The sequence below is a fragment of the Pseudomonas morbosilactucae genome (assembly GCF_023241715.1).
GTDB lineage: Bacteria > Pseudomonadota > Gammaproteobacteria > Pseudomonadales > Pseudomonadaceae > Aquipseudomonas > Aquipseudomonas morbosilactucae.
Genome location: NZ_JALQCW010000065.1, coordinates 135,895 through 154,094, shown reverse-complemented (window position 1 = coordinate 154,094; position 18,200 = coordinate 135,895). Strand labels below are relative to the sequence as shown.

Here is an 18,200-nt window from a genome sequence, read left to right as displayed (position 1 = left end):
AAGCACCGGCAAACCTCTAGCTGCACGCGGCAAGTCAGGCGCCAGGCCTCGAGTCGCCGCTGCTGACCGCAACAGCGCCCCGGGCCAGGCACCTCAGGCCTGATCGACCTGGGCCGTTTTCGGCAAGCGCCGGTCGATCACTTGATACAAGGCACTGCTCTCGGGCCAGTTGCGCATGAAGCGCGCACGATCCCGAGCATAGGCTGGCGCAAAGCTGCCCAGGCTGGCGTGCTGGCACATGGAGTCCAGATCGATCAGCGCCCAGCGGTCTTCCTGCCAGAACAGGTTATGTCCCTTGAAATCACCGTGGCTGATGCGCTGTTTGAGCAACTCGGCAAACAACTGGTCCAGGGCCAGCAACTCGGCCTCGGGCGCGGCACCACTGTCCACATAGGGCGCAAAGCGCTCGATGATGTCCGGCCCCGCCAGGTATTCGGTCACCAGGTAAGCCCGGCTGCGCAGCCAGAAAAAGCGCTTTTCCAACACCGCCAGCGGCTTGGGCGTGGAAATGCCGAGGAACGCCAGGCGATTGCCCTCGCGCCAGGAATGCCAGGCCCGGCTAGGGCGCCAGAAGCGTTTGAGCCAATGGGCAAAACCCTTGATGTTGTAGCGTTTGATCACCAACGGGCGCCCCGCCACTTCGACCCGGCCGACACTGGCCGCGCCACCGGTCTTGTACAGGTGGCCCTGGTCGAGCAAGGCGTCAGCCTGCTCCAGCACCGGCAGCATGGCCGCCTCTTCTTCACGGCGGATGGCCCGCAAGGCGAAAGGCCCACGCACCACGCTGAACAGGCTGCACTCGCGACCGACCTTGTTGAGAAAGTCCCTCAGGCGCCAGCCACGCACCTTGTCTACCTGCTTTTGCAGGGCTTCCAGCGGCAAGGCATGTTCGGCGTTGTTCAGCAGATAGTGCACCAGCAGCTCTTCGGTGAACGGCTCCAGGCCCTGAGGCAACTGAGCGAAAAACACCCCCAGGTTCTCCAGGACCTTCTGCCGCGACAGGGGCTTGCCCGCCTCTTCAGCCACAATGCCGGCGCCATCGATCAAATACAGCTTGCCGTCGTGACGCAGCAGGTTGTCCAGGTGCAGATCCTCCTGCCACAGGCCCTTGCCGTGCATCTGTGCAATCGCCGCCAAGGCCTCGGCCAGCACCGCCTGCTGCCCATCCGCCAGGGGTGGCAACGCCTGCACCTGGTGCCAGGCGTCCCCCAGGCTCTCGGCGCCTTCGAGCAGCTCGAACAGCAACCAACCTCCCTCGCCGTCCTTGAGGCAATCAGCCAACAACAGCGGCGTGGTCAGGTCCTGCTCGGCCAGTTGGCGAACACCCCGCAGCTCACGCTGGAAATGCCGCGCCGCCTTGGGCCCCACCAGCAACTTGGCCAGCACCGGACGACCGCGCCAGACGCCGGCCCCGACATAACGCTGCCCGGGCAACACCCGCAGCAGACTCAATAATTGCAACTGGGCCGGCCCGGCAGCATCCGCCAACTCCAGGCTCATAGGCAGCCTCGGCGTACGACCGGCGCTCTTCAGCTCGGACAAACGCATCAGCGAGCCCCCTTGTTGCTGCTACGGGCCGTCAAGCGCTCGATCCAGCGATCCACCAGTGAGGCATCCGCCGACAGGTCGAGGTAGGCCGCGAGCAATACCCGCACCTCGTCGCGACTCCAGACCTTGGCCCGGCGCAGCAACGGCTCCAGGTCCTTGACCCGATCACGCTGGCCAAACAGCAGCGGCCGGGTTTTCTCCAGGTCGATCAGTTGCGCCTGGTAACCCTCGCCCGTGGCCCGCAAGAAGATGTGCTTGGGATAGAAGCAGCCATGCACCTGCCGCAACCCGTGCAGTTGGCGGGCCAGTTGCCCGCAGGCGCGCAGGATCGCCAGGTGCTGCAAGTCGCTGAGTTCAGCCCATTGCTGCAGCAGCGAATCCAGGTCGTTCCAGCCGTCCAGGGCACGGGTCAGGAGGATCGCACGGGTTTCCCCGGCGACCTTGCGCTCACCGAAGAACACCGCCTGCAATGCCGGGATACCCAACTGCCGATAGCGGCTGATGTTGCGAAACTCTCGGGCAAAACTCGGCTCGCCCAGAGGTCGGTGCAAGGTCCGGGTCAGGTAGTTGCTCTGGCGCTTGAGGTAAAAGCCACGCCCCTCCAGGTCCAGGCGGAACACGCTACTCCAGCCGCCACGATTGGTATTGGGCTCGTCCACAGCATCCAACTGCTTGGCCCACAGCGCATCAAAACTGCCGAGGCCATGACGCTCCAGCAAGGCGCGCTCTTCAGCCGCCAGGAAATCAGTCATTCCCGTCCCTCGAAAAATCTCAGCACATGGCGAATGCGCTGCTTGTCCGCCGCGTTCAAGCGAGTGCGCTGGCGGTATTGCAGGTAGAAACGCAGGCGCTGGGTGGCCGACAGGTGATACTTGGCGACCTTGTCCAGGCACGCCAAGTCCTTGGTAATGCGGTACTTGAGCCAGAAACCGCGCCAGAAATCGCCGTTCGGGCAATCGATCAGGTACAGCTTCGCGTCATCGTCGATCAGCAGGTTGCGCCACTTCAAATCGTTATGGGTGAAGCGGTGGTCATGCATGGTGCGGGTGTAACGCGCCAACTGGGCGCTGACCCCCTCAACCCAGCGACGGTCCGCCAGCAACGGGTCGTGGCGCTCGGCCAAGACCGACAAGTCCTCGGTGCGCGGTAACTCGCGGGTGATCATCGCGCCCCGGTCATAGGCCAGGCCGCGACGCTCCAGCCCCCACGCCACCACTTCCGCAGTGGGAATGCCCCACTTGGCAAAACGCTTGAGGTTCTGCCATTCGGACTTGACCCGGGGCTTGCCCAGATAGCGCCGCAAGTTCTTGCCGGCACCGGTGTAGCGCTTGACGTAATAGTTGACGCCATCGCGCTGGACGCGAATGACTTCCGACAGCGGGTCGCGGGTCAGGCGCTCGCCCTCAACGGCGAAAACCGCGTCAAGACTGCCAAAATCCGCGGCCAGGTGCTCGTAACCAGGTTCAAGGTTCCAGCCCGCCATCAGAGCGCATCTCCGTACCGCTGCTTGCGATCGTAGAGCTTGTTCGCCTTGCCCTCGAGCCAGGACAGCAGCGCCGACTCTTCAGCCAGGATCTGCCGCAACGGCTGCTGGAAGTAGCCCTTGAGGAAACGCAGCTTGTCGCGACGGGTCAGGCCGATATCCAGGGCGGAGAAGTACAGGGCCGCCAGGTCTTTGTTGCGCCAGCGCTGAGTGATCGCCGGGCGGGTCTGGGCCCGGTGCAAGTCGATCACCGAGAGCTTGAAATCGTCTGCCGTCACCGGCTTGTCGGTGTGCAGCAGGAAGTGGCAGATGTAGCAGTCACGGTGGTTGACCCCGGCGCGGTGCATCATGCCAGTCATGCGTGCCACTTCGGCGATCAGCGCACGCTTGAGCTGAGGCTCCGGCGGCTGCTTGACCCAGTCGATGCTGAAGTCTTCGAGGCTGACGGTGGGCGCCAGCTCCTCGGTGACGATAAAGGAATGCTGGTCAGCCGGGTTGTTGCCGCGCTCGCCATAGGCCACCGCCGTCATGGTCGGCACGCCGACCTCCTGCAAGCGCTGGATAGCCCGCCATTCTTGGCCCGCACCCAGAACCGGCAGCTTGGCCGTGAGCAGGTTCTTGAAGATCTCGCCCCAACCGATGCCGCGGTGGATCTTCACGAAATAACCGTTGCCGGCGACCTCGGTGCGCAAGGTGCGACGGGCCTCCAGCTCACGGTAAACCTGGCCGCTCAAGCCCTCGACTTCGGTGAACGCATCGCGTCCGGCCCAAAGGCTCTTGAACGGTTCGGCAAGAATCAACTTCATCAGTGTTGCTCCGCCAGAATCACATCCGCAGCGTGCTGCGGCATGCTATAGAGGTCGGCCGTCTCGGCGAACGCCAGGCCATTCCGGCTCCAGGTCGCGCGTGCAGCGTCGTCGGTCAACATGGTGTTGAGGTATTGATTGAGCTGGGCCTGCTCAAAGGGTTCGTCCAGCACCCGGCCGCTGTCGGCCTCGGCGATGTAATGGGCATAACCACAGACCGCGCTGACCAGCACCGGCAAGCCGGCCACCAACGCTTCGAGCAGCACGGTGCCGGTGTTTTCGTTGTAGGCCGGGTGAATCAACAGATCGGCGCCCAGCAGGAAGCGCGGAATATCGCTGCGGCCCTTGAGGAACTGCACCTGCTCCCCCAGCCCCAGCGTGGCGCTCTGCAGTTGGAATACTTTGGGGTCATCCTGGCCAATTACAAACAGCCGGGTGCGTTTCTTCAGCTCCGGCGGCAGTGCAGCCACGGCCTTGAGGCTGCGATCAACGCCCTTGGTCTTGAACCCGGAGCCGATCTGCACCAGCAACAGGTCGTCGTCCTTGAGGGCGAACTCACGGCGGAATTCGGCACGAATCTCGGCCGCGTTCGGCGGCGCCCGGCGGTCCTGGGCAATCCCCGGCGGCAACAGGTGGAAGCGCGACAGCGGCGTGTCGTAATGCTTGATGAACAGCGGCTGCTGCACTTCGGAAATCATCAGCACTTCGGTCTTGGCGTCCTTGGCGAACACCGCACGCTCGTACTCGGCGAAGTGCCGGTAGCGGCCCCAACGGCGGTACAGGGAGTTACGCAGGTTCTGCGCCTTGTCCTCGAAGCAGCCATCGGCGGCGTAGTACACATCCAGCCCGGGCATTTTGTTGAATCCAATCAGCCGGTCCACTGGGCGCTTGGCCAGGTCGGCTTCCATCCAGGCGCTGAGCTTCTCGTTGCGCCGATGGTTGAAGAAGGCCTTGACCGGCGCCACCAGTACTTCAAAGCCCGGCGGAATATCACCTTCCCAGATCAGGGTGTAGACGCGGATCTGATGGCCGCGCTGCTGGCACTCCAGGGCAATGCGCATGAAATCGCGCTGCAGGCCGCCAAAGGGAAAATATTTGTACAACACAAAAGCCAATTGCATCAGCGCAGCTCCTCAGCCAGTAACAACGTGCTCAGTCGGCTCGCGACACGCTCGGGATTCAGGCGAGTGAAGCACAGCGGCCACTCGCGTTTCAGGTCATACCGCTGCTGGTCAACGGCAGACGGTTGATAGGTGCACTGCTTCTGCAGGCAGGGCGCGCACGGGAAGTTGCTGCCCAAGTGAATCTGCACCCGGCCGTAGGCACCGGTCAGCCCGGGATTGGTCGGGCCAAACAGGGAAATGGTCGGCACATCCAGGGCCGCAGCCAAATGCCCCAGCCCGGTGTCCACAGCGACACAGGCCTGGGCCTGGGCCAGCACCTTGGCCACACCGGCCAGGTTCAGCTTGGGCAGGACCGTGGCGTTACTCAGGCCCTCGGCAATGCGCTCGGCACGGGCCTTCTCCGCTGGATTGCCCCACGGCAACTGGACATCGACCCCAAGCATGCCCATGCGCTCGGTCAACTCGCGCCAGTAGGCTTCGGGCCAGTGCTTGGTGTCCCAGGTCGTGCCGTGGAGGAACAGCACAAAGGGGTTCTTGCGCGGCAGTTCCACCAGGCGCTCGACGCTCAGGCCGTAATCCCCCAGGCCCTGAGGCAGGTCATAACCCAGGGCCACGGCGAACAGCTGGCGCACTCGCTCCACCGCATGCTGACCACGAGCCACTGCCAGGCGCCGCGAATAGAAACGCGCCGCCAAAGGCTCACGGGCCGAGTCCTTGTCCAGACCGGCCACAGGGGCCCGTACGTAACGGGTCAGCCAGGCGCTTTTCAGCAGGCCCTGGGCGTCGATCACCAAGTCGTATTGGGTGGCGCGCACATTCTGTTTGAAGCGTCGCCATTCGCCACTCTTGATGGTCTGCCAGAGGTTCTTGCGCCAGCGACGGATCGCCACCGGAATCACCTTGCCCACCGCCGGATGCCAGGTTGGAATCTCGGCAAAGCCTTCTTCCACCACCCAGTCGAAGGTGATCCCGGGAATCGCCCGCGCGGCATCGGTCAGGGCCGGCAACGCATGAATCACGTCCCCCAGGGATGAGGTCTTGATCAACAGTACCCGCAACTTAATGAACCTCGACCACGGTGCCCTGCAAGCGCTGCAGCGCCTCGGTCACCGGCTGCGGCAGCAGCTGACGCAAGCAGTTGTAATGGCCGAAGCGGCAGGTGCGGTCAAAGCACGGGCTGCATTCCAGCCCCAGGCGCACCACTTCCACCTGGTCCGCCAGCGGCGGGGTGAAGCCCGGCGACGTCGAACCGTAGACGGCCACCAACGGGCGGTTCAACGCGGCCGCTACGTGCATCAGCCCGGAGTCGTTGGAGACCACCGAATCAGCGCAAGACAGCAGGTCGATGGCTTCAGCCAGGGAGGTGCCGCCACAGAGGTTGACCGACTCTTCCCGCAGGCCGGGGATCAGCCGCTCGCGAATTTCCTCACCCACCGCGTGATCGTTCTTCGAGCCGAACAGCCAGACCTGCCAGCCTTCGCGAATTTTCAATTCGGCAACCTGGGCGTAATGCTCGGATGGCCAACGCTTGGCTTCACCGAATTCGGCGCCCGGGCACAGGGCCAATACCGGGCGGTCCAGGCTCAGGCCGAACTTGGCCAGGGTCGCCTCGCGGCTCGCCGGGTCGATCTGCAGACGCGGCCGCGGATAAGGCTGAGGCAGCTCGGCGCCCGGCTCATAGGCTAGGGCCATGAAGCGCTCGATCATCAGCGGGTAGCGTTGTTTGTCCAGCTTGCGCACGTCGTTGAGCAGGCCGTAGCGAAACTCGCCACGCCAGCCAGTGCGTTTGGGGATGCCGGCGAAAAACGGCACCAGCGCCGACTTCAGAGAGTTGGGCAGCAAGATCGCCTGATCGTACTGGCCGGCCAGGGTCTTGCCGATGCGCCGGCGTGTCGCCAGCTCCAGGGCTCCGTGACCGAGGGGAAAGCTCAAGGCCTGGCGCACTTCGGGCATGCGTTCGAGGATCGGCCGGCTCCACTCGGGGGCCAGCACGTCGATCTCGCATTGAGGATGGCGTTGTTTCAGGCACTGGAAGAGTGTCTGCGCCATCACCATGTCACCGACCCAACTGGGCCCAACGATCAGAATATTCATGTGGTTTCCAAAAACGAGCCGGGGAGGCATTCGCCTCCCCGCCTCGAGAATCCAGCACCCGCGGCCTTCACCGCCAGCTCATTTGGACGAACCGTGAGCGGTTCGCCGGATAATTTTTAGCAACTCGACGTTGCCTAGCTTAGCCCCAGCTCACGCCAAATCCGCAAAACTTCCCGCCGCTGGGTCACAAACTGATCACCCGTGATAATCCCGGCCTCATTCTGCAAGGCCTGGCGGTGAGCGGCGGAGCGATAGGCTTTGTAGACCTCGCGCAACAGGCTGGCATCGGTCGCGGGCATCAGCCCAACCTCCTCCAAGCCCTCCAGAATGCGGATATTGTCGGTGTAGCGCAGCAATGACGGGTGCTCTTCGGACCACGCCAGGGTCGCGTATTGCACCATAAATTCGATATCGACGATACCTCCGGCATCCTGCTTGAGGTCGAACGGCGCCGTGGCTTCAAAGGCATTTGCCGCCGTGCCGGCGGCCGTCAGCTTGCTACCCAGGTTGTCGCGCATCTTGGCCCGCATCTCGCTGACCTCCTGGCGCAGCTTGGGCAGGTCCCGCGCCTTGCCCAACACCGCCGCGCGGACTTTCTCAAAGGCCTGCCCGACATCCTGGCTGCCCACCAGCACCCGCGCGCGGATCAGGGCCTGGTGTTCCCAGGTCCAGGCTTCATTTTCCTGGTAGCGGGCAAACGCCCCCAGAGAACTCACCAACAGCCCCGAGGCACCGGAAGGCCGCAGGCGCATGTCCACTTCATAGAGCTGGCCGGAGTTGGTCTGGGTGGTCAGCAGGTGAATGATGCGCTGGCCCAGACGAGTAAAGAACTGCGCGCCGTCGATGGGCTTGGCGCCATCGGTTTCCGCCTGAGGATCACCGTCGTGGATAAACACCAGGTCCAAGTCGGAACCGTGCCCCAGTTCGATCCCGCCGACCTTGCCATAACCGACGATGATAAATCCTGGGTCGCACAAGGTGCCGTCGCTGCGTTGCGGCGCGCCGTACTTGGCCACCGTCTGGCGCCAGGCCAAGGCCAGGACTTGCTCGAGGATCGCTTCGGCCAGCCAGGTCAGGTAATCGCTGACCTTCATCAACGGCAGGCTGCCGGCGATTTCCGACGCCGCCACCCGCAGCCGGTGGGCCAGCTTGAAGTGGCGCAAGGCTTCCATTTGCTGCTCAAGGTCATCCTCGGGAATCCGCGTCAGGCGCTCGCGCAACTCGGCCGCCAACTCCGGCGCCAGGGGCGGCTTGAACAGGCGCCCCTCGTTGAGCAATTCATCGAGCAATAGCGGGAAGCGAGTGATCTGCTCGGCAATCCACGGGCTGGCGGCACACAGGGTCAGCAAACGGCGCAAGGCCCCCGGGTTCTCGGTCAGCAGCACCAGGTAGGCGGAACGCCGTGCCACCGCCTCGACCAGGGGCAACACCCGCTCCAGCACCAGGTCAGGATTGGCATGCTCCACGGCCTGGGCCAGCAAGCGCGGGATAAAGGCATCGAGGCGCTCCCGTCCAAGGCGCTGCATGGCGCGCAGTTGCGGGCTGCCACGCAGACCGGCCAAGGCTTTCAGGGCCTTGGGCCCATCATTGAAACCACCGTCCTGCAACTGACGGCAGGCGGCCTCCTCGTCCTGGGCCTCTTCCCAGAGCGGCAGCCACTCACCGCCCACCACCACTTCACTCTCGGCGCCTTCCTCTTCATCAGGGTCGGCAATCACCTGGCGGAAGTGCCACTCCACCCGGCCGCGCCAGTGCATCAATTGTTCGTGAAACGCCTGCCAATCGGTAAAACCCAACATAAAGGCAATACGCGCCCGATCCGCATCGCCGTCCGGCAGCATCTGCGTCTGTCGGTCGGCAATCGCCTGGATCGCGTGCTCGGTGTAGCGCAGGAATTCATAGCCCTCACGCAACTCGTTGATGACCGCGGGCGGCAGGTAGCCCTGCCCCTCCAGGGTACTCAGTACCTTTAATAGAGGGCGCTGCTGCAGACTCAGGTCGCGACCGCCATGGATCAGCTGAAACGCCTGGGCGATAAATTCCACTTCGCGAATGCCGCCGGAGCCCAGCTTGATGTTCTCCGCCATGCCCTTGCGCCGCACTTCCTGCTGGATCAACTGCTTCATGGTGCGCAGCGCTTCGATGGCGGAAAAGTCCAGGTAACGCCGATAAACGAAGGGCCGCAGCATCTCCAGCAATTGCGCGCCGGCGACCTGGTCCCCGGCCACCACCCGCGCCTTGATCATGGCGTAGCGTTCCCAGTCCCGGCCCTGGTCCTGGTAGTACTGCTCCAGCGCGTTGAAACTCAGCACCAGCGCGCCCGCCGAGCCGTAAGGGCGCAGGCGCATGTCGACGCGAAACACAAAACCGTCGACGGTCATCGGGTCCAGGGCCTTGATCAGGCGCTGGCCCAGGCGGATGAAAAACTCCTGGTTATCCAGAGGGCGCTTGACCCCCACCGTCTCGCCGCCTTCCGGGTAGGCGAAGATCAGGTCGATGTCGGACGACAGATTGAGCTCCACCGCCCCCAGCTTGCCCATGCCGAGGATGACCATGTGCTGGGCCTCGCCACTGCGGCGGCCGGTGGGAATGCCGAATTGCTGGCTGTGGCGCTGATACAACCACTGATAGGCCTGGTCGATGCTGGCGTCGGCCATATCGGACAGGTCGCGGCAGGTCTGCACCAGGTCGGCCTGGCGGGTCAGGTCGCGCCAGATGATCCGCACCTGCTGCCGCGTGCGCTGGCGACGCAGCACCCGCCCCAGCTCATCCTCGGTCTCGGCCTGCTGCACGGCGGCGGCGATCTGTGCACACATTTCCCCGGTAGCGAAGGGGCGGTCCAGTTCGCCGCTGCGGACCAGCTCCAGCAACATCAAAGGGTCACGTACGCTCTGTTCAATGACAAAGTCGCTCGCCGCGCCGACCCGGGCAAACGCCGCCCAGCGCTCGGGGCTCCAGGCGGCAAGATCATGCTCGCCCTCCAGCGCTGCGACCGCACCACGGAACGACTGCTCCCCACGGCTGACAAATGGCTGGAGAATCGCTGGAAGTTCGGCAAGCGCGGGCAGGCTCATGGGCTATCCTTGATCGGCGTGGAAAGTACGTGCTGCGGCGCTCGGCGAAAGCCGGCCAGGTGACGAAGTGTCGAACAAAGGTTAGAAATAGCTGAAAATTGTTTTTCTTTGGCAGCAAACATCAATTTTTTACCTATTCCCGTCGATCAGAGACCAACAGTAACGATTATTCTCACAACCCAGCAGGAGGCCACGAGCCATTCTTCTGTAGTTTTACTACTCGTCTATACATTCGAAAGGCTGAAATGGCCGACGATTTGTAGTAAAACTACACGCCGCCGGATCAACCCTCCGGCAATCCAAGAATTTATAATCGTCTGCCCACAAGGCCAGTCGCAAACTCAGGCAACCGATTCTGGAAGCCTTTCCGCCCTGGAGCAAGCCATGCAAGACCTCGATCCCGTCGAAACCCAGGAATGGCTGGACGCCCTGGAATCGGTTCTCGACAAAGAAGGCGAAGACCGTGCTCACTATCTGATGACCCGTATGGGCGAACTTGCGACCCGCAGCGGCTCGCAACTGCCTTACGCCATCACCACGCCATACCGCAACACCATCCCCGTCACCCACGAAGCACGCATGCCTGGCGACCTGTTCATGGAACGCCGCATTCGCTCGTTGGTACGCTGGAACGCGATGGCCATGGTGATGCGCACGAACCTGAAAGATTCTGACCTGGGCGGTCACATCTCCAGCTTCGCCTCCAGCGCCACCCTGTACGACATCGGCTTCAACTACTTCTTCCAGGCCCCGACCGACGAACACGGCGGCGACCTGATCTACTTCCAGGGCCACACCTCGCCAGGCGTCTACGCCCGCGCGTTCATGGAAGGTCGCATCACCGAAGAACAAATGAACAACTTCCGCCAGGAAGTGGACGGCCAGGGCCTTTCGTCCTATCCGCACCCTTGGCTGATGCCTGATTTCTGGCAGTTCCCGACTGTGTCCATGGGCCTGGGCCCGATCCAGGCGATCTACCAGGCACGCTTCATGAAGTACCTGGAAGCCCGTGGCTTCATTCCGGAAGGCAAGCAGAAAGTCTGGTGCTTCCTGGGCGACGGCGAGTGTGACGAGCCGGAATCCCTGGGCGCCATCTCCCTGGCCGGCCGCGAGAAGCTGGACAACCTGATCTTCGTCATCAACTGCAACCTGCAGCGCCTCGACGGCCCGGTTCGCGGCAACGGCAAGATCATCCAGGAACTCGAAGGCGTGTTCCGCGGAGCTCAGTGGAACGTCACCAAAGTCATCTGGGGCCGTTTCTGGGACCCACTGCTGGCCAAGGACGTCGACGGCATCCTGCAACGTCGCATGGACGAAGTCATCGACGGCGAGTACCAGAACTACAAAGCCAAAGACGGCGCGTTCGTACGTGAACACTTCTTCAACACGCCTGAACTCAAGGCGATGGTTGCCGATCTGTCCGACGACGAGATCTGGAAACTCAACCGTGGCGGCCAGACCCGTACAAGGTCTATGCGGCGTACCACGAAGCGGTCAACCACAAAGAACAACCTACCGTCATCCTGGCCAAGACCATCAAGGGTTATGGCACCGGTGCCGGCGAAGCGAAAAACACCGCGCACAACACCAAGAAAGTCGATGTCGACAGCCTGAAGTTGTTCCGCGACCGCTTCGACATTCCGGTCAAGGACGAAGAGCTGGAGAACCTGCCGTTCTTCAAGCCAGAGCCGAACAGCGCCGAAGCCCGCTACCTCAGCGAGCGTCGCACTGCACTGGGCGGTTTCGTGCCACAGCGCCGCGCCCAGAGCTTCAGCGTACCGACGCCGGACCTGGACACCCTCAAAGCCATCCTCGACGGCTCGGGCGACCGCGAAATCTCCACCACCATGGCCTTCGTGCGGATCCTCGCGCAACTGGTCAAGGACAAGGACATCGGCCCACGCATCGTTCCAATCATCCCGGACGAAGCCCGTACCTTCGGTATGGAAGGCATGTTCCGTCAGTTGGGCATCTACTCGTCCGTTGGCCAGCTCTACGAGCCAGTCGATAAAGACCAGGTGATGTTCTACAAGGAAGACAAAAAGGGCCAGATCCTCGAAGAAGGCATCAACGAAGCGGGCGCCATGAGCTCCTTCATCGCTGCCGGTACTTCGTACTCCAGCCACAACCAGCCCATGCTGCCGTTCTACATCTTCTACTCGATGTTCGGCTTCCAGCGTATCGGTGACCTGGCCTGGGCCGCTGGCGACAGCCGCACCCGTGGCTTCCTGATCGGCGGCACCGCCGGCCGCACCACGCTGAACGGCGAAGGCCTGCAACACGAAGACGGTCACAGCCACATCCTGGCTGCCACCATCCCGAACTGCCGCACCTTTGATCCAACCTACGGCTACGAGCTGGCGGTGATCATCCAGGACGGCATGAAGAAGATGACCGAAGAGCAGCAGGACGTTTTCTACTACATCACTGTGATGAACGAGTCCTACCAGCAACCAGCCATGCCGGCCGGTGTCGAGGAAGGCATCATCAAGGGCATGTACCTGCTCGAAGAAGACACCAAGGAAGCGGCACACCACGTACAGCTGATGGGCTCCGGCACCATCCTGCGTGAAGTGCGTGAAGCGGCGAAGATCCTGCGTGACGAGTTCAACATCGGCGCTGACGTATGGAGCGTTACCAGCTTCAACGAACTGCGCCGCGACGGCCTGGCCGTAGAGCGTCACAACCGCCTGCACCCTGGCCAGAAGCCACAGCGCACCTTCGTCGAAGAATGCCTGACCGGCCGTAAAGGCCCGGTCATCGCCTCCACCGACTACATGAAGCTGTTTGCCGAGCAGATCCGTCAGTGGGTTCCTTCCAAGGAATTCAAGGTGCTGGGCACCGACGGTTTCGGCCGCAGCGACAGCCGCAAGAAACTGCGTCATTTCTTCGAAGTCGATCGTCATTTCGTGGTGTTGGCAGCCCTGGAAGCCTTGGCTGACCGTGGTGACATCGAACCTAAGGTTGTGGCTGAAGCCATCGCCAAGTTCGGTATCAACCCGGAAAAACGCAACCCACTGGACTGCTGAGGAGACTTTTTGTGAGCGAACTCATTCGCGTACCTGACATCGGCAGCGGTGAAGGTGAAGTAATTGAACTGTTTGTGAAGGTCGGCGACCGTGTCGAAGCCGACCAGAGCATCCTGACGCTGGAATCGGACAAGGCGAGCATGGAAATTCCTGCTCCCAAGGCCGGCATCGTCAAAAGCCTGAAAGTGAAGCTGGGCGACCGCCTGAAAGAAGGCGACGAACTGCTTGAGCTGGAAGTCAAAGGTGCCGCTGCTGCGGCCCCTGCGGCTGCCGCACCGGCTGCCAAGGCTGAAGAAAAACCAGCTGCCGCCCCGGCCGCTGCTGCCCCTGCAGCGGCGCCGGCGGCTGCCAGCACCCAACAAGTCCACGTGCCGGATATCGGTTCGTCGGGCAAGGCCCAGATCATCGAGATCCAGGTCAAGGTCGGCGACACCGTCGAGGCTGATCAATCGCTGATCACCCTGGAGTCCGACAAGGCCAGCATGGAGATTCCTTCGCCCGTTGCAGGCGTGGTCGAGAGCATCAGCGTCAAGCTCAACGACGAAGTCGGCACCGGCGACCTGATCCTGGCCCTGAAAGTGGTGGGTGCTGCGGCACCGGCTGCTCCAGCGCCGGCCCAGGCCGCTGCTCCAGCCGCCGCTCCGGCACCGGCCGCCGCAGCTCCTGCTGCACCGGTGGCCGACAGCGTCCAGGACATTCACGTTCCGGACATCGGTTCTGCGGGCAAGGCCAAGATCATCGAAGTCCTGGTCAAGGCCGGCGACAGCGTCGAAGCGGATCAATCGCTGATCACCCTCGAGTCCGACAAAGCCAGCATGGAAATTCCATCGCCAGCCGCCGGCATCGTGGAAAGCGTATCGATCAAGTTGGACGACGAAGTCGGTACCGGCGACCTGATCCTCAAACTCAAGGTCAAAGGCGCTGCCCCAGCGGCCGCTCCTGCTCCGGCTGCCGCACCCGCCGCCGCCAAGGCTGAAGCCGCCCCTGTGGCCGCCGCGCCAGCGCCAGCCGCAGCACCGGCAGCAGCCCCGGCCAAGCCTGGCGCCAAGGTTCACGCAGGCCCGGCAGTACGCCAATTGGCCCGCGAGTTCGGCGTCGAGCTGAGCGCGGTGAGCCCAAGCGGCCCACACGGTCGCGTACTGAAGGAAGACGTGCAGGTTTACGTCAAGGCCATGATGCAGAAAGCCAAGGAAGCACCAGCAGCCGCTGCTGGCGCAACCGGCGGCGCCGGCATCCCGCCGATCCCAGTGGTGGACTTCAGCCGCTTCGGTGAAACCGAAGAAGTGCCGATGACCCGCCTGATGCAGGCCGTGCCACCAACCTGCATCGCAGCTGGCTCAACGTGCCTCACGTGACTCAGTTCGATTCGGCTGATATCACCGAGCTGGAAGCTTTCCGCGTTGCCCAGAAAGCCGTGGCCGAGAAGGCTGGCGTCAAGCTGACCGTGCTGCCACTGCTGCTCAAGACCTGCGCCCACCTGCTCAAGGAACTGCCGGACTTCAACAGCTCCCTGGCGCCAAGCGGCAAGGCGATCATCCGCAAGAAGTACGTCAACATCGGCTTCGCCGTAGACACCCCGGATGGCCTGCTGGTCCCTGTGATCAAGAACGTCGACCAGAAGAGCTTGCTGCAACTGGCTGCCGAAGCGGCTGCCCTGGCTGAAAAAGCCCGGACCAAGAAGCTCTCGGCGGACGACATGCAGGGCGCTTGCTTCACCATCTCCAGCCTCGGCCACATTGGCGGCACCGGCTTCACGCCGATCGTCAACGCGCCGGAAGTGGCGATCCTCGGTGTTTCCAAGGCCACCATCCAGCCTGTCTGGGATGGCAAAGCCTTCCAGCCGAAGCTGATGCTGCCTCTGTCGCTGTCCTACGATCACCGTGTGATCAACGGTGCAGCCGCCGCACGCTTCACCAAGCGTCTGAGCGATCTGCTGGGCGATATCCGCACCATGCTGTTGTAAGCGACACCGCGGTTCTCCTGTCATGGGAGAACCGCTGCGACACCGTTTTCGAGCGCCACGCTCGCACCTCAACCCCGTCAATTTGGCGGGGCTTTTTTTTGTCGAAAACCCCGAAATCCCCCCGATAAAAGCCTGTTGTCGGACGTCTGAAGATAACTTTTCAGAAATCTGCCGCTCTGCCGATAAATTCTTATAGCACTTAGCCTTCATCCTTACTTGTCAGTCACGGCCGCATGATGCAACCTTGCCGCAGGCAGCAATAAAGAGGGCGCGAGCCCGGCGCGATCAGTATTTTCGAAGCGAGTTTCCCCCCATGAAAAGCCAACCCGATGCCGCCAGCCGTACGGCGGCCGAGGTAGTGACGCAGTTGCCCGTGCCCTCGCGGCTCGGCATGCTGCGTTTCGAACGGCTGAATGAGGCAAGCTGGGCCCTGCTGTTTCTCGATCCCAATTGTGAGCGCCAGTTCGGTTTGCCGGCGATTGAGCTCTGCGCCCTGGTGGGTTCGCCCTACGCCAGCCTGATGGAGCCCGAAGCGCGCTACCACCTGCACGACACCATCCAGCAACAACTGAGCAAATCCCCCCATTACCTGATCCGCTACACGCTGCACACCAGCCAAGGGCCGGTGAGCATCCTGGAGCTGGGCGAAGCCTACAAACAACACAATCGCCACCTGCTGCGCGGCTATCTGCTGGTCGTCGGCGGCCTGTTCAGCGACTTGCCGGCCCTGCCCACGCTGGACCTGGAAACCCAGAACAGCCGACTGCAGATCGCCCTAGAGCTCAACCAGCGCGCCCAGCAGGAACAACTGCAGCACCTGGACCGGGTGCGTGCCCAGCAAGACCTGATCCTGCTGCTGACCCGCCAGCGTTACAGCACCGGCAACTCCCTCAAGGAAGCCGCCGAGCTGATCACCCGCTGCGCCTGCGACATCTACCAGATCGATTGCGCCAGCCTGTGGAACCTGGAAGACCAGCAACTGACGCCGATTGCCGCCTACCATCGCGGCCCGCAGGAATATCGGATGCCGGAGCCCATCGATGCCGGCAACTTCCCCGATTACCTGGAAGCCCTGCACAGCTGCCGCGCCATTGACGCCCACAACGCCATCCGCGACCCGCGCACCCGGGAAATGGCCGAAAGCCTGAGGCCGCGCGACGTCAACGCCATGCTCGATGCCAGCATCCGCATAGACGGCCAGGTGGTGGGCGTGCTGTGCCTGGAGCAAACCGGCACCACCCGGGCCTGGCAGTCGGACGAGATCGCCTTTGCCGGCGAGCTGGCGGACCAATTTGCCCAGGTCATCAACAACCACAACCGTCGCGTCGCCACCAGCGCCCTGCACCTGTTCCAACGGGCAGTGGAACAAAGCGCCAACGCCTTTTTGCTGGTCAACTGCGACGGCGTGGTGGAGTACGTCAACCCGAGCTTCACCGCGATCACCCAGTACAGCACCGAGGAAGTCCACGGCCATCGCCTGTCGGAACTGCCGGCCTTGGAAAACCTCAGCGAACTGCTGTTCGACGCCCCTTCCAGCCTGGCCAAGAGCAACAGCTGGCAGGGCGAGTTCAAGAGCCGGCGCAAGAACCTCGAGCCCTACTGGGGCCAGTTGTCGATTTCCAAGGTCTACGGCGACAACCGCGAGCTGACCCACTACATCGGCATCTACGAAGACATCACCCAGGCCAAGCTCGCCCAACAACGCATCGAGCGCCTGGCCTACACCGACAACCTGACCAACCTGGGCAACCGCCCGGCGTTTATCCGCAACCTCGATGAACGCTTCGCCCGGGATACCGACACGCCCATCAGCCTGCTGCTGGTGGACATCGACAACTTCAAGCGGATCAACGACAGCCTCGGCCACCAGACCGGCGACAAACTGCTGATCAGCCTGGCGCGGCGCCTGCGTAATAGCCTGAGTCCCAGCGGCAGCCTGGCGCGCTTTGCCAGTAACGAGTTTGCCGTGCTGCTGGACAACACCGACCTGGAAACCGGCCAACAGATCGCCAGCCAACTGCTGATGACCCTGGACAAGCCGATGTTCGTCGACAACCAGTTGATCAGCGTCACCGGCTCCGTAGGCCTGGCCAGCGCGCCGCTGCACGGGCGTGACCCGCAGACACTGATGCGCAACGCCGGCCTGGCGCTGCACAAGGCCAAGGCCAACGGCAAACACCAGGTACAGGTGTTTACCGAAGCCCTGAACGCCGAGGCCAGCTACAAGCTGTTCGTCGAGAACAACCTGCGCCGCGCCCTGACCCAGAACGAGTTGGACGTGTTCTACCAGCCCAAACTCTGCCTGCGCAGCGGTCGCTTGCTGGGGATGGAAGCGCTGCTGCGCTGGAATCACCCGGAAAAGGGCATGATCCGCCCCGACCAGTTCATCAGCGTGGCGGAAGAAACCGGCCTGATCATCCCTATCGGCAAATGGGTCGCGCGTCAGGCCTGCCGCATGAGCAAACAGCTGACGGCCTCGGGGCTGGGCAATCTGCACGTGGCGATCAACCTGTCGCCCAAGCAGTTCTCCGACCCGGACCTGGTGGCCTCGATCGCCAGTATCCTCAAGGAAGAACAGTTGCCCTCTTCGCTGCTGGAACTGGAGCTCACCGAAGGCCTGTTGCTGGAAGCCACCGAAGACACCCACCAGCAGCTCGAACAGCTGAAGACCCTGGGGCTGACCCTGGCGATGGATGACTTCGGGACCGGTTATTCGTCGCTGAGCTACTTGAAAAAATTCCCCATCGACATCATCAAGATCGATCGCAGCTTTATCCACGAGATCCCCGACAACCAGGACGACATGGAAATCACCTCAGCGGTCATTGCCATGGCCCACAACCTGAAAATCAAAGTGGTCGCCGAGGGCATCGAGACGTCCGATCAACTGGCGTTCCTGCGCCGCCACCGCTGCGACGTGGGCCAGGGCTACCTGTTCGACCGGCCCATCCCGGGGACCGAACTGGTCGACAAGCTCAGACGCTACCCGCGCGGCCCAATCGCCTGACAGCGCTGCAACACTCGGGCAAACTGCGTGTCTGAATTTTTACTGACTCCCACCCTGACTGAGAGGACTGAT

General features: G+C 62.6%; 9 protein-coding genes and 2 pseudogenes. 3 read left to right on the top strand and 8 right to left on the bottom strand.

All coding sequences use genetic code 11. The features are described from left to right. Positions 1-93: 93 nt before the first annotated feature. The 8 genes from M1B34_RS23190 to glnE all read right to left on the bottom strand — a co-directional run bounded on the left by M1B34_RS23190 (position 94) and on the right by glnE (position 10,129). Positions 94-1,548 (bottom strand): lipopolysaccharide kinase InaA family protein, encoded by a 1,455-nt coding sequence (locus tag M1B34_RS23190; RefSeq protein WP_268266318.1) that lies wholly within the window; start codon positions 1,546-1,548, stop codon positions 94-96. Next, the gene (locus M1B34_RS23185; RefSeq protein ID WP_268266317.1) at positions 1,548-2,300 is read right to left on the bottom strand and encodes a lipopolysaccharide kinase InaA family protein; all 753 of its coding nucleotides are present in this window, start codon (positions 2,298-2,300) and stop codon (positions 1,548-1,550) included. The genes M1B34_RS23190 and M1B34_RS23185 overlap by 1 nt, the downstream gene beginning before the upstream one ends. After that, positions 2,297-3,031 (bottom strand): lipopolysaccharide kinase InaA family protein, encoded by a 735-nt coding sequence (locus M1B34_RS23180; RefSeq protein WP_268266316.1) that lies wholly within the window; start codon positions 3,029-3,031, stop codon positions 2,297-2,299. Before M1B34_RS23180 ends, M1B34_RS23185 begins: the two co-directional genes overlap by 4 nt. Continuing rightward, complete coding sequence (gene rfaP, locus M1B34_RS23175; RefSeq protein WP_268266315.1) at positions 3,031-3,837, bottom strand: lipopolysaccharide core heptose(I) kinase RfaP; 807 nt, start codon at positions 3,835-3,837, stop codon at positions 3,031-3,033. The genes M1B34_RS23180 and rfaP overlap by 1 nt, the downstream gene beginning before the upstream one ends. Further along, entirely contained in the window at positions 3,837-4,958 is a 1,122-nt protein-coding gene (locus M1B34_RS23170) for a glycosyltransferase family 4 protein (protein ID WP_123329457.1), read from the bottom strand. Before M1B34_RS23170 ends, rfaP begins: the two co-directional genes overlap by 1 nt. Next, positions 4,958-6,019, bottom strand: coding sequence for a lipopolysaccharide heptosyltransferase I (gene waaC / locus M1B34_RS23165; RefSeq protein ID WP_123329455.1), 1,062 nt, complete (start codon positions 6,017-6,019; stop codon positions 4,958-4,960). Before waaC ends, M1B34_RS23170 begins: the two co-directional genes overlap by 1 nt. A gap of 1 nt (position 6,020) precedes the next feature. After that, complete coding sequence (waaF, locus tag M1B34_RS23160; RefSeq protein ID WP_268262835.1) at positions 6,021-7,055, bottom strand: lipopolysaccharide heptosyltransferase II; 1,035 nt, start codon at positions 7,053-7,055, stop codon at positions 6,021-6,023. Between the two features lie 134 nt (positions 7,056-7,189). Continuing rightward, positions 7,190-10,129: a bifunctional [glutamate--ammonia ligase]-adenylyl-L-tyrosine phosphorylase/[glutamate--ammonia-ligase] adenylyltransferase gene (gene glnE / locus M1B34_RS23155; protein WP_268266314.1), complete on the bottom strand. Its 2,940-nt coding sequence runs from the start codon at positions 10,127-10,129 to the stop codon at positions 7,190-7,192. A 384-nt stretch (positions 10,130-10,513) separates the two neighbouring features. Here glnE and aceE point away from each other — a divergent pair. The 3 genes and pseudogenes from aceE to M1B34_RS23140 all read left to right on the top strand — a co-directional run bounded on the left by aceE (position 10,514) and on the right by M1B34_RS23140 (position 18,128). Next, a pseudogene (gene aceE / locus M1B34_RS23150) lies at positions 10,514-13,158 on the top strand (pyruvate dehydrogenase (acetyl-transferring), homodimeric type). A gap of 11 nt (positions 13,159-13,169) precedes the next feature. Next, positions 13,170-15,121 (top strand): annotated as a pseudogene (aceF, locus tag M1B34_RS23145) (dihydrolipoyllysine-residue acetyltransferase). Positions 15,122-15,434: 313 nt separating this feature from the next. Next, positions 15,435-18,128: a putative bifunctional diguanylate cyclase/phosphodiesterase gene (locus M1B34_RS23140; protein WP_268266313.1), complete on the top strand. Its 2,694-nt coding sequence runs from the start codon at positions 15,435-15,437 to the stop codon at positions 18,126-18,128. The last annotated feature ends 72 nt before the right edge of the window (positions 18,129-18,200 follow it).

What these genes read in the sequence shown, in the direction of transcription:
- M1B34_RS23190 (WP_268266318.1), bottom strand. Translation starts at nt 1,548, where the DNA reads ATGCGTTTGTCCGAGCTGAAGAGCGCCGGTCGTACGCCGAGGCTGCCT.
- M1B34_RS23185 (WP_268266317.1), bottom strand. Translation starts at nt 2,300, where the DNA reads ATGACTGATTTCCTGGCGGCTGAAGAGCGCGCCTTGCTGGAGCGTCAT.
- M1B34_RS23180 (WP_268266316.1), bottom strand. Translation starts at nt 3,031, where the DNA reads ATGGCGGGCTGGAACCTTGAACCTGGTTACGAGCACCTGGCCGCGGAT.
- rfaP (WP_268266315.1), bottom strand. Translation starts at nt 3,837, where the DNA reads ATGAAGTTGATTCTTGCCGAACCGTTCAAGAGCCTTTGGGCCGGACGC.
- M1B34_RS23170 (WP_123329457.1), bottom strand. Translation starts at nt 4,958, where the DNA reads ATGCAATTGGCTTTTGTGTTGTACAAATATTTTCCCTTTGGCGGCCTG.
- waaF (WP_268262835.1), bottom strand. Translation starts at nt 7,055, where the DNA reads ATGAATATTCTGATCGTTGGGCCCAGTTGGGTCGGTGACATGGTGATG.
- glnE (WP_268266314.1), bottom strand. Translation starts at nt 10,129, where the DNA reads ATGAGCCTGCCCGCGCTTGCCGAACTTCCAGCGATTCTCCAGCCATTT.
- M1B34_RS23140 (WP_268266313.1), top strand. Translation starts at nt 15,435, where the DNA reads ATGAAAAGCCAACCCGATGCCGCCAGCCGTACGGCGGCCGAGGTAGTG.